The sequence below is a fragment of the Fodinibius salicampi genome (genome assembly GCF_039545095.1).
GTDB classification, from domain to species: Bacteria; Bacteroidota; Rhodothermia; order Balneolales; family Balneolaceae; genus Fodinibius; species Fodinibius salicampi.
On the sequence record NZ_BAABRS010000005.1, the window covers coordinates 1 to 12,284 of the forward strand.

At 46.9% G+C, this 12,284-nt stretch carries 14 protein-coding genes; 3 read left to right on the plus strand and 11 right to left on the minus strand.

Annotated elements, in window-relative coordinates:
* On the plus strand, positions 1-457 hold a 457-nt coding region (locus ABEB05_RS15320), incomplete at its 5' end, for a hypothetical protein (protein WP_265791750.1).
* A gap of 39 nt (positions 458-496) precedes the next feature.
* On the opposite strand, the gene tsaE is transcribed toward ABEB05_RS15320, so the two are convergent.
* The 3 genes from tsaE to ABEB05_RS15335 are packed head-to-tail and all read right to left on the minus strand — an operon-like array spanning position 497 to position 3,089.
* A complete protein-coding gene (gene tsaE / locus ABEB05_RS15325; RefSeq protein ID WP_265791748.1) occupies positions 497-925 on the minus strand; it encodes a tRNA (adenosine(37)-N6)-threonylcarbamoyltransferase complex ATPase subunit type 1 TsaE in 429 nt (142 codons plus the stop codon).
* Between the two features lie 51 nt (positions 926-976).
* Complete coding sequence (gene porX, locus ABEB05_RS15330) at positions 977-2,536, minus strand: T9SS response regulator signal transducer PorX (RefSeq protein ID WP_265791746.1); 1,560 nt, start codon at positions 2,534-2,536, stop codon at positions 977-979.
* A 19-nt stretch (positions 2,537-2,555) separates the two neighbouring features.
* Positions 2,556-3,089, minus strand: coding sequence for a ComEA family DNA-binding protein (locus ABEB05_RS15335; protein WP_265791744.1), 534 nt, complete (start codon positions 3,087-3,089; stop codon positions 2,556-2,558).
* Positions 3,090-3,212: 123 nt separating this feature from the next.
* On the opposite strand from ABEB05_RS15335, the gene ABEB05_RS15340 reads away from it, so the two are divergent.
* A complete protein-coding gene (locus ABEB05_RS15340; protein ID WP_265791743.1) occupies positions 3,213-4,004 on the plus strand; it encodes an alpha/beta fold hydrolase in 792 nt (263 codons plus the stop codon).
* Positions 4,005-4,113: 109 nt separating this feature from the next.
* Here ABEB05_RS15340 and trhO read toward each other — a convergent pair whose 3' ends face one another.
* Positions 4,114-5,079, minus strand: a complete 966-nt coding sequence (gene trhO / locus ABEB05_RS15345) for an oxygen-dependent tRNA uridine(34) hydroxylase TrhO (RefSeq protein WP_265791741.1) — start codon at positions 5,077-5,079, stop codon at positions 4,114-4,116.
* Positions 5,080-5,223: 144 nt separating this feature from the next.
* Between trhO and ABEB05_RS15350 the strand changes: the two genes are divergently transcribed.
* Entirely contained in the window at positions 5,224-6,951 is a 1,728-nt protein-coding gene (locus ABEB05_RS15350) for a T9SS type A sorting domain-containing protein (RefSeq protein ID WP_265791739.1), read from the plus strand.
* A 26-nt stretch (positions 6,952-6,977) separates the two neighbouring features.
* On the opposite strand, the gene hemW is transcribed toward ABEB05_RS15350, so the two are convergent.
* From hemW to thiO, 7 genes are all read right to left on the minus strand, one after another.
* Positions 6,978-8,105: a radical SAM family heme chaperone HemW gene (gene hemW / locus ABEB05_RS15355; protein ID WP_265791737.1), complete on the minus strand. Its 1,128-nt coding sequence runs from the start codon at positions 8,103-8,105 to the stop codon at positions 6,978-6,980.
* 70 nt (positions 8,106-8,175) lie between these two features.
* Positions 8,176-8,724: a gamma carbonic anhydrase family protein gene (locus ABEB05_RS15360; RefSeq protein ID WP_265791734.1), complete on the minus strand. Its 549-nt coding sequence runs from the start codon at positions 8,722-8,724 to the stop codon at positions 8,176-8,178.
* Positions 8,725-8,786: 62 nt separating this feature from the next.
* Positions 8,787-9,413, minus strand: a complete 627-nt coding sequence (thiE, locus tag ABEB05_RS15365; protein WP_265791733.1) for a thiamine phosphate synthase — start codon at positions 9,411-9,413, stop codon at positions 8,787-8,789.
* Between the two features lie 73 nt (positions 9,414-9,486).
* On the minus strand, positions 9,487-10,116 hold the full coding sequence (thiE, locus tag ABEB05_RS15370; RefSeq protein WP_265791731.1) for a thiamine phosphate synthase: 630 nt from the start codon (positions 10,114-10,116) through the stop codon (positions 9,487-9,489).
* A complete protein-coding gene (gene thiG, locus ABEB05_RS15375; RefSeq protein ID WP_265791729.1) occupies positions 10,106-10,894 on the minus strand; it encodes a thiazole synthase in 789 nt (262 codons plus the stop codon). The genes thiE (ABEB05_RS15370) and thiG overlap by 11 nt, the downstream gene beginning before the upstream one ends.
* 30 nt (positions 10,895-10,924) lie before the next feature.
* Positions 10,925-11,128, minus strand: a complete 204-nt coding sequence (thiS, locus tag ABEB05_RS15380; protein WP_265791727.1) for a sulfur carrier protein ThiS — start codon at positions 11,126-11,128, stop codon at positions 10,925-10,927.
* 27 nt (positions 11,129-11,155) lie between these two features.
* On the minus strand, positions 11,156-12,277 hold the full coding sequence (gene thiO, locus ABEB05_RS15385) for a glycine oxidase ThiO (protein ID WP_265791725.1): 1,122 nt from the start codon (positions 12,275-12,277) through the stop codon (positions 11,156-11,158).
* Positions 12,278-12,284: the final 7 nt, after the last annotated feature.

Consider the following 12,284-nt stretch of genomic DNA (forward strand, 5'->3'; position numbering starts at 1 on the left):
CTATTTTGTTACCTATTCTCTTGATTCCAATCCCATCCCGATGGGTGGCTTGGCAGGCACTTTTTCGTACCCCTTTCATATAACAAGAGTCATTTCAACCGTTTTTGTTACAAAAAAGTTGGGGAAATCTGCCGAAAAGGGAAACAAATTATTGGAAACTCAAAAAAGGAAGGAAACCCAACTACAACTTATAGACTTACGTACTTTTGAGAATATGTCCCAGATTCAGTTTGTGGATGGGGATGAGATACTTCATGGCCAGGGCATCCTTTTCAATATCCAGCATGCCGGTGCCCCTAAAATTAACGATGCAGTGCCCGTCCAAGCAGCGCACTACCTCTCCTATCCCATAGTACTCCGGGCTGGGTCCGTAGTACACCAGGTCCCCGAGCTGGATATTATTATCCGCCCGTCGATTAAAGGGATAGATAACCGGAAGCCGGTCGAGTCGATATGAAAGTTTTTTCTTCGTTGCCATGACCCCTAATATACGGGATTACAAACTGTTTTTTCCAATGACAAATTTTCGTGTCTCCCGGTCCGCTATCTCGATGGTAATCCAAAGAGCCTCAGGCGGGATGAGCGATGTAATACGCTCCGGCCATTCGATCACGCAAATTCCTGCTCCATAAAAATACTCCTCCACCCCGATTTCCAGCGCTTCCCGCGGGGACTCCATCCGGTAGCAATCAAAATGGTACAGGGGTAGCGTTCCCTCATATTCATGGATGAGGGTATAGGTGGGCGAAAGCACTTCATCTGGATTGATATTTAGTGCTTCGGCAATACCTTTTACAAAATGAGTTTTTCCGGCGCCAAGGTCGCCTTTCAAACAGAGAATATCTCCAGCTTTTAACTTCTTTCCTATCTTTTTGCCCACTGATATGGTTTCAGCGGGCGACTTGCTGATAAATTCCGATTCCATTCAACGCCTGCTTCTAAAAATAGATTGAATTATTATTCACATTTATCCGGCTCACTGGTCAAACATTGTTTTGGGACGCATGGTTGCAATGGGTAAAATCATTTCTTCCATACTGGCTCCACCGTGCAGGAAGGTATCGCGATAGCGATTCTGATAACGATGGTAATTGGTCGGATAGACAAAATAGTAATCCTCTTTTGCAAGGATATAATTGTTCGAATGACGTGGGCTTGGCAGCTGAAATTCCGCCGGATCTTTGACCAGCAGTGTGGTATCCTCATTGACGGTCAGGTTCCGTCCGTATTTATAACGGAGGCTGGTGGAAGTATCTTTATCGCCATAAACCTTGGTATCGCGCAGCGCCCGCACCGCCCCGTGATCGCTGGTTACCACAATCGTCACCTCTTTGTCGGCCAGCGCCCGAAATATCTCCAGCAGCGAAGAATGTTGGAACCACGTCTGCGTCAAACCGCGAAAAGCAGGTACATCCGGGGCTATCTCTTTGAGCACATCCGAATCGGAGCGGGAATGAACCAACGTATCCACAAAGTTATACACAAAGGTACTCAGGGGCACCTGCAGGTAATTGTGGATATTATCCATCACCTTCCGGCCGTCTTCTTGGTTCAGCACTTTTTCGTACTTCACTGTTTTATCGATTCCCTTTCGGCTGAGCTGCTTCATCAAAAGCTCTTCCTCAAATTGATTGAGCGACCGCTCATCTTCGCCCTGGTGCCACAAGTCAGGATAGATATCCTCAATTTCCAACGGAAATAGTCCTGAAAATATGGCATTCCTCGAGTATGGGGTAGCCGTGGGCAGGATGGAGTAATAAAAATCGGTGTCGATGCTATAATCATCACTCAGCATCTCCTCAAAAAGCAGCCATTGATCGTAACGCATACAATCAATCACCAGGAAAAGCGTATGCTGATCGTTTTTCAAATGAGGCAGCACATATTCATTGACGATATCAGTAGATAGCGCCGGCCGCTCCGGAGTGGATTGGCGCAACCATGACTGATAATTTCTTTCAATAAACCGGCCAAACATTTTGTTTGCCTCCCGGTACTGATCAGCCAATACTTGCCGCAAAGATTCCTCACCTGATTGCAGATCAATATCCCATCGGGTAAGCTGACGGTAAATTTTTATCCATTCACTCCAGTCTGCATCTTCTCGAATACGATCAGAAAGCTTGTTAAAGCTGCGAAGATAGGACTGGGCAAATTTTTCATTACGTATACGGTTCCGCTCCAGGATACGCTTAACCGTCAATAAAATTTGATTGGGATTGACCGGCTTGATGAGATAGTCCGATATCTTGCCCCCGATGGCATCCTCCATGATCGACTCTTCCTCACTCTTGGTAATCATTACGACCGGGAGCCCCGCCTGTATTCGCTTTATTTTATTTAGCGTAGCCAGTCCGTCCATGCCCGGCATCTGCTCATCGAGAAAGATAATGTCAAACGGACGCTCTTTTATGAGACTTACCGCATCTCCCCCGTTCGTGACCGGGGTAACCTCAAAGCCTTTATTTTCTAAAAAAATGATGTGGGGCTTTAGCTGATCGATCTCATCATCCGCCCATAAAATTCGCGTTGTCATACAGGATCCATGTTAATTTCTATGAATCCTTAAGTTTGACAAATGGTTTCAATTTTTCCAGTCGCTTTTCACCAATTCCTTTAATCTCTTTCAACTCTTCAATACGCTTAAAACCCCCGTTCTCTTCCCGGTATATAATGATCCGCTCGGAGTAAGCCGGACCGATACCCGGCAAGGTCTGGAGCGTCTCCTGATCGGCCGTATTAACGTTAATTCGCTCGATTGATCCTTCTCCGATCGCCTGAGTGTCCGACTCTTTATCCTCTTCCTTCGTAGTGATGGTATCAGAAATAACTGCCATAGGAGGAGACTTTTCAGTGGGTGGAAGATAGCGATCCATCCTTTTTTTCTTTTCTGCTTCCAGCTGTGCTGTGCGTTCCCGGAACTGTGCTTCCAATTCGTGGTAGTATTCTCCATCAAAAGGGGTGGAGGGAGATAGTGCTATATTGCTAACCGCCAGCACAACCAGAATAATCATCAACCCCACTATTGACTTCCGTTCGGCCGGCGTTATTTTCAACTTTTCCAGCCAGAAAAATAATCGTCTCTTCATCGTTTTATTACATTTCTTGATGTTGTTTTTTAACCTTCTCTCATAAGTAAGTACTATTTGAGGCCCAATCCTTACAACTTTATTTGTATTACATTCAAAATTATTGGATGTTTGCCTCCTGAAATGCAAGATACACAGACATATCGCTATAAAGAGCTCCCGGTTTCATACAAGACCATAGGGGAAGGGAAACCGCTTATTCTCCTTCACGGATGGGGAAGCAGCGGACAGGTTATGCTGCCCCTGGCCAAACAGCTGGCTTCGCTGCGAAGCTGTTTTGTGCTGGACCTTCCCGGATTTGGTAACACCCCCGAGCCCGACCGTCCCTGGTCGGTAGATGACTATTCCGATCTGATACAGCACTTCATTACAGACCTGCAGCTCGGCAGTGTAGACCTGCTGGTACATTCATTCGGGGGACGTATCGCCCTGAAGCTTTGCGCCAGAACAGAAGGACAGCAACTTATTGACAAGGTCCTCATTACCGGGGGCGCTGGCATGAAGCCCAAGCGAAGTCTGACCTACTACCTGAAAAAATATACCGCTAAAATTCTAAAAGCGCCTTTTGTCCTCCTCCCCTCGGATGCAAGAGAAAAAGCGTTGAATAAACTGCGGGAGACCTCGCTCTGGAAAGCGATGGGCTCCAGTGACTATAGCAAGCTAAGCGGAGTCATGCGGGAGACCTTCGTCAAAACCGTAACCGAGCATCTCGAATCTTCTTTGGAAGACATTCCTCACGAAGTATTATTACTGTGGGGACGCAATGACGAGGCCGCTCCCCTGTACCAGGCTAAACGGATGGAAAAAGGGATTGGAGGGGCTGCCCTTGTAGTTATCGATCGCGCCGGACATTACGCCTTCCTGGATCAACCCGCGCGTTTTGGTTCCATTGCCAAAGCCTTTTTTGAAGAATAAAAAAATCCATTGTACCTAATATGTTGTTTCAAGCGTGGACGCTCAAAACAGCTGGTAAAGGAATAAAAAACTCTAAAGGTCGAGAGAATAGAAATTTTACGGACCTGTACTACTTCTCTTTACCCTCTACTTCCCGCTCCTTGAAATCCTCATTAAAATAATTGTACCACTTGCGGAAGGGACGAAAGGCATTTTCGGGATCAAAGGGACGCTTGTATTCACTTTGACGGCACTCCTCGCTACAGCAGCCTTCCATCTTCCGGGCTCCCTCTTCGGAACACACAAACAGCTTGTTGCACTCCATATTTGCGCAATTGATATAGGTATCAGCCGGTTTGCCCGTAATTTCGCAGCGGGCGATGGGCTCCATATCATCCTCATTAACGGGCACTACCAGGCGATCATCAAAAACAAAACATTTGCCCTTATAGTGTTTTCCACCCTCTTCATTGGCATACCGCAGGATGCCCCCGTGCAGCTGATTCACATCATCCCAGCCTTTCTCCTTCATCAATACCGAAAATTTCTCGCAGCGGATACCACCCGTGCAGTACATCAGTACTTTTTTATCCTTATCGACTTTGCGCTCAAAATCTTCCAGCCATTTCGGAAATTCATAAAAGTTTTCGACCTCCGGCGTAACGGCCCCTTCAAAATGGCCAATTTTTGATTCGTAATCGTTGCGCACATCGATGAGCACATAATCATCTTCAGATTCCATTACTTGCTTCCACTCATGCGGCTCCAGGTACTTTCCTCCTTCGGCCGGATCAACCCCATCTTTATGAATGGCCACCAGTTCATCCCTTGTTTTGCACTTCAGCTTTGCAAAAGGCACATAGTCACTGGTATCGGTCTTAAAGTCGATCCCATCAAAGCCAGGGATACTCGTCAAGTGTTCCTTATACCTGGCAACCTGTTCGGGCGTACCACCGAGCGTGCCATTAATCCCTTCTTCTCCAATATAAATACGGCCCTTCACTCCTAACTCTTTGCAAAAATGCTTGTGTTCCTCACAAAACGTTTCGGGATCTTCAATGCGATTAAATTTATAATACAGTATTACTTCGTACATTGTATCTTTAAGTTTCTATACCATTGACGCACAAAACGTAACTGAATTTCTTGTACCTTTGCGCGTGGATGATTGCTATTAATTTGCAGGGGTCAAAATTAAGGCTATTTTTGGAAGAAATGAACCGCAATAATCTTTTTTTGGATGCGTCAACATATTTACCAGCTATTCATCATTAGTCTGATAGCGTTTCTGAATCCAATTGTACTTCAGGCACAACACGCACAGATTGAAAGAGATTATCAAAAAGGGCAGCTTTCCCTTGATAAAAAAGTCTTATACCAATTTTATGCAATCCGACAACCGGATCAGCTGCCTAAAAATTATGAGAAGGAGAGCTCAGAACCGATTAAGTGTGGAACTCCCGCCCACATGGACCTCCATAAAAACCGCTCACAACTGTCGGCTGGCACCATCGCCCGGATTGAATCAATGACCAGCCAGCCAAGTCAACACAGCACAAAAACCTACACTTCGGCATCGGGACGTTTCCAAATAAACTACACCACCACCGGCGAAAATGCCGTACCAAGTGAGGATGCAAATAATAACGGCACGCCCGACTATGTGGAGTGGACGGCCCAGGCCGCTGATTCCTCCTATCGTCACGAGGTCCAAACCCTTGGCTATTCGGACCCCATCCCTGACACGAACAACCCCTATCAAATTTATTTTGAAAATATCGGGTTTTACGGATATACCGAGATAAGCAATGGGAGCACCTATATTGTTTTGCACAACAATTTCAATGGATTTCCTGAAAATGACGATCCCCACAGCAATCAGCGGGGATCTGTTCGGGTAACTGTGGCCCATGAACTCAAACACGCTATCCAATATGCCGCTACCCAGTGGAACGGAGAGACCGACAAATGGTCCGAGATGGATGCTACGCTGATGGAGGAGGTCGTCTATGACGAAGTAAATGATTACTACCACTATTTACGTGATTCAGAGTCCATTTTCAGTAATCCGGAAAGTTCTTTTTATCCCGGATCCTATTATCACGTCAGCTGGGCGCTCTTTTTTGAGGAGAAATACGGTCCCCAGTTCTGGCCATCGGTATGGCAGATTATTCGAAATAACCCGCAGATTACCATGGTAGATGCCCTTAGTCAACAATTAGGAGGAAAAGAAGCCTTTCGAAAGGCTTATATCGAATCCCAGCTTTGGCATTATGCGTCCGGCAGCAACGCTCTCAACGGCTTTGGATTTGAGGAACGGAATCATTATCCCGATCCGCCCGCAATGTCAGGGAATCAATATTTGTCTGAAGATATCAACATTCCCAAGGCAGGAACATCTCATAAACTCAACAACTTTAGCGGTACCTATTATGCTATTATAGACCGACCATCAAATGGCGGCGGTAATGTAGCTATTGAAGCTAAATTAATCGACCAAAATACAGGCATTGGCCTCTTGGGGCATTTCACAGACGGATCGTCGGATTCCAAAACTGTGACTTCATCTAGCAAGGAAAGGGCTATTATTAATACCGATTGGTCATGGGATAATATCGCATCCGTTTCCCTTATTTTGACGAATTCCGATACCAATAGTTCTTCTGATGCTACGATTGTACAGGTAGGCAGCAGCAATTTCGATCAACTAACCCTTCACCAAAATTATCCGAATCCTTTCCAACGGTCTACAAACATTCGTTTCACACTTGCAGAACCCTCCCAGATAAAACTGGAAATCTATGACAGTATAGGACGCAGAGTACGCACTATCTATGATGACCAAGAGCTCGACGCCGGACTTTATGTAGAAAATTTTGAAACCGGCAGTCTTGCTTCCGGCGTTTATATTTACCGGCTTACAACCGACCAGCAGGTAACGACCAAAAAAATGACGCTGATTAAATAGTCATGGATTAACTATAAGGCATACAATCAGTGCAGCGTTACCAAATCGAGAATAATAGCATCCGCAATCTTTATTCCTTTATCGGTGAGCCGGATATGTTCGTCAAAATGAAGTTTTTGTTCGTTTTCCCGCTCCTTTACATATACCATTTGCTTCTCACTCAGCTGGTAATGGTACCGCTCTTTTAACTCCTTAACAGAAACCCCTCGTCGTGTTCGAAGGCCCATCATCAGCCGCTCTTCAGCCAATTGTTTTGTGGTCAGTTCTTCTGGCTTACTGCTGATATCCTCTCCCCTCAGATAACCACACAAGTTTCTCTCCTCTTCCCAGCGCACGGCCTTTTGATCCCACCAAAACGAATGGGCTGCAGGACCAAGGCCAAGATAATTTTCATGCTCCCAGTAGTTGCTGTTGTGGACTGCCTCGCGGCCCGGCTTGCTGTAGTTGCTTACCTCGTATCGCCGTATCCCCTTTGCCTGTAAACGTTCATTAACCAAATCAAAATGATCGGCAACCTTGTCGTCTTCCGGCGGGGCAATGCGTCCCAATTTAACCTGTTTTCCCAGCCGTGTCCCGGGCTCTATCGTCAATGAGTAGGCTGAAACATGCGGGGGATCAAACCCGAGCAGCAAATCCAAATCCTTGTCAAGGTCTTGAAGATCCTGCTCGGGATTGCCATAAATTAAATCAACGGTATATGATTCAAACTCTGATTGTGACAGCAATTCGAGGCATCGAAGCGCTTCTTCCCGTGAATGGGCGCGATGCATGAATTCCAATAAATCAGGCTGAAAGCTCTGTACTCCCATACTAAGACGCGTTACTCCCAGCTCTTTAAGGGCACGTAAAAACTCGGGAGTGACATCATCCGGATTGACCTCAAAAGTAAGCTCCCGTATATCGAGCTTAAAAGTGCGATCCAATTCATCCAAAATGCGCTCAACCTGTACGGGCTCGAGCAGCGAGGGAGTTCCTCCCCCAAAATAGATGGTATCCACGGTTTCGTCGGCATATTTGCTATCCCGGTAGTTAGTGATTTCCCGGATGAGTCGCCTGATAAATGATTCCCGTTCCGATGTACGCGTTACGAAATAGAAATCACAGTAGGAGCACGCTTGCTTGCAAAAAGGTATGTGGATATAAATTCCGGACATAAGTTGGGTTGAACGTTACAGGTTAAATGTTGAAGGTTTTGCTAAACCCGCAACCTTTAGCCATCAACCTTTAACTCTTAGCATTATAAAACGGATTTTCATCGTAGGTGTCTCTCTGCATGTAGGCACGTGCATATTTCACATAGTTATCGGCATGCTCTTTAATGGATGCGATCTCTTCCGAGGTAAGCTTACGTTTCTTTTGGACGGGAGATCCCATATACATATATCCTGATTCCAGTCGTTTGCCGGGCGGTACCAGGCTTCCGGCCGCTACGATAACATCGGATTCAATGATAACTTCATCCAGGATAGTTGCATGTATGCCAATGAGTACGCGATCACGAATCGTACATCCATGCACCATCGCATTATGTCCGATGGTAACTTCGCTCCCGATTTTAGTAGGTCCGGTTTGATTCATCACGTGAATACAGGTATTATCCTGTATATTGGTTCGATTCCCAATTTCAATCCAATTTACGTCGCCCCGAATCGTGGTATTAAACCAGACGCTGCTTTCGTCGCCCAATGTTACGTCTCCGATGATATCTGCACTTGGAGCAACAAAAACAGATTCGGGATAATCGGGTGTACGGTCAAGAAATTCATAGATCATAGATCAAGGTTTTTTGGTCAGACAGTCTTCGCTATTAAGATAGGCAAAAGGTACGTCCCTTGCTATTCAAACAGGGCTGCCAACGTGCGGGCCGCGAACTGCGGATCATCAGCGGTACAAATAGCCGAGCTTACTGCCAGTATATCAGCACCGGCAACTATAACTTCCGGTGCATTTTGCAAGGTAATCCCGCCAATGGCTACTAATGGACCGGATATCTCCGCTCGCACTTGTCGCAAGGTATCCAGTCCCCGGGGTTCATAATCTTTCTGCTTGGTGGTGGTTTTGAAGATATGGCCGAGTGCCACATAATCAGCATCTGTATTTGACACCTGGCATGCTTCATCCAAATTTGATGCTGTTCCGCCAATCACTGTCTCAGTCCCCAGTACTTTGCGAGTCGCAGAAAGGGGGATATCATCTTGTCCCAGATGAACGCCATCCGCTCCGCCGGCCTTTGCAAGGTCGGGGCGGTCATTCACAATCAAAAGATGCTCTTTTTTACTCTCCAGCTCGGTAATTGCCCTAATCTGCTTCAACGCTTTTGAGTCGGGTGTATTCTTAGCACGATATTGCACCATCTTAACACCGGCCTTGTAAGCCGCATCGGCCAGTGCCACATGAGAATAGCGATCCTGCATCTGGGTATCCGTAATCAGGTAGATACCCTGGTAATCCTGGATATTCATAAACTATATCTTAAAATTTTATATATGTGTGTGCTTTAAACCGTTGTTCGCAGGATGTCTTTTTTTGAAATCATCAAGCAAACTGGCTATTAAAAGCCTCAACCTTCCGGCCTATATCATCGGCCTCCATCAGCGCAGAGATCCCGGCCACCCCATAAGCTCCGGCCTGCAGGCATTCCGCCACCTTTGCAGGCGTTACTCCTCCCACCGCAAATACCGGTACAGAAGTACCCTCACAAACCTTTTCCAAGCTATCGGTTCCCTGGGGCTTTCCGTATTCTTCCTTGGAGGGCGTAAAGAAAACAGGTCCGAATAACAGGAAATCAGCTCCTTCTTTCTCAGCTTTTTTTGCAGCTTCCAGGGAATGTACGCTGGCCCCGATAGAAAACTGAGGCCAATATTGACGAACCGCTGAGGGTGGAAATCCTTCTTCCGGACAGTGCACCCCATCGGCCGCAACCACTTGGGCCACATCGGGGCGACTATTAATAAAAAGCCGGACATCAAATCGCGCCGTAACCTCACGAATCTGATGTGCCAGTTCACAAAGGTCCTTTCCGGACAGATCCTTCTCCCGCAGCTGCACCGCCTGTATACCCGCTTTGCAGGCTTCCTGCACCACCTCCCTAAGCGGACGTGGAGCACATGCCTTTCGACTGGTAATCAGATAGTAGCGAAAGTCCGGTTGCGGCTTATTCATCATTTTCGGACACCTCTAACAGTCCCTCTTCCGGGCTCGATGCCTTAGCATATAGCCTTTTGGGCATACGTCCAGCTTCCAGAGCCATACGGCCCGCTTCAATGCTTTTTTTCATTGCCCCGGCCATCTTTACAGGATGCTTGGCCTGGGAGATAGCTGAATTCATCAGTACTCCATCCATGCCCAACTCCATAGCAATAGCGGCATCCGAGGCGGTTCCAACTCCCGCATCAACAATAACGGGCACATCCATCTGTTCTTTGATAATACGCAAATTATAAGGATTGCGGATTCCCATACCAGAACCAATGGGGGCCCCCAGCGGCATGACCGCCGCGCACCCCATATCCGCCAGCTTTCGGCACGTTATGGGATCGTCATTCACATATGGCAAGACGACAAAATCATCCAAAATTAGCTGCTCTGCGGCTTTGAGTAGCTCCGGTACATCGGGAAACAGCGTTTCGTCATCGCCAATCACCTCCAGTTTTACCCAATTGGTACCCAAAGCTTCACGTCCCAGCTTAGCGGTTGTAATGGCTTCTTTGGCGGTATAGCAACCAGCCGTATTGGGCAATAAGAAATAGCCGTCTTCCTCAAGATATTCTAAAATATTTTCTCCCTGGCCTTTATTTAAATTGGCACGACGCAAAGCTACCGTTACCATTTCAGTACCGCTGGCCTGCAATGCTTCCCTCATGGTTTCGGGATCAGGGAACCGGGCACTTCCTACGATTAATCGGGAATCAAATTTCCGGTCGGCAATGACTAATGAACTCATAATATTATGTGTTTATATATACTTTTATAATTATCCGCCCTGGGTAGCCCGGATTATTTCAATATGGTCGTCTTCCTCCAGCTGGTAATCTTCCCACTGATCCTTCGGAACCACTGAATCATTAACGGCTATTGCTACTCCTTTTTCACCATGTTCAATATCAAATGACTGAAGCAGCTTCTTCACCGTCTTTGCGTCTGTATTCTTTTCTTCTCCATTTACGGTCAACTTCATAATATCAAAAATATAATCTTTCTGTTTCTAGCTAAATCTCTGTGGCCGAAAAGGCTTCATCCACGGGGGCACTGTCCCGTCTAGTATCTCGTCAACCAATGTATAAACGGTCACCGGTGTCAGTAAAATTCCATGGCGGTAATGACCCGTTGCATAAAAAAGTCCCGGGATATTTGTTTCTCCTATGATAGGAGCATGATCTCTGCTGGCCGGACGTAATCCTGCAATGGTTTCAACCAGCGGCAAGTCAAAGATAGAAGGAACAATCTCCCATCCATCTTCCAGCAGCTCTTTTTGTCCCCCTGCTGTCGGCCTTTTGTCAAAGCCTTTCTCTTCGGAGGTGGCCCCCAGCCGGATCGTCCCGTCCTCTTTGGGCACCATGTACATCCGCGGTGACCGTACGGTCCCTTTAAGCGGACAATCATCCGTCTTTTCCAGCGTAACAACCTGTCCCTTTACCGGCCGGATGGGGGGACGAAAACGCTCAGGGATACCGGCTAGCTGCTGTGACCAACAACCGGCGGCTACCACTACTTTATCAAAGGCATATTCAGAGTTTCCGGTGACGATTCCCTCTACCGAGGAATTTCTTGTCTTTATTTTCTCAACCTTTGTCTTTTCCCTGAGCTTCCCCCCTGCTTGTTCAAGGGCTTTTCGTAACGCCTGTACGAGCTTACGATTATCGATCTGGGAATCTTCCGGCAACCAGATCCCTGAAACAACATTTGGAGAAAGCAGGGGTTCTCGTGCCCGGGCCTCCGTACCGGTAATTAATTCCACACTGAGCTCCAGCTCTTCCCTGAAATCATACAGTCGCTTAAGGCGTTCCGTGTCATCGCGATCAATGCCGGTCATCAGCGTACCGCACCGGTCAAATACCGGGACCGATGAGACCTCTTCCGAGAGTTCATCCAGCAGCTGTGGATACAGTTGCAGACTTCGCTGCCCCAGCTTCATAAGATCAATCTCTTCGAATCCTACCTCGGCATAGGGAGCTAGCATCCCTGCTGCTACCCAACTGGCCTCACCTCCGGCACGTCCCTTTTCAAATACCGTAACTTCTACGCCACGGCGAGCCAATTGCCAGCCTATTCCCAGGCCTATAATACCCCCGCCAATAATTGCTATATGTTGAGACTTATTCTGCATCTTTTAA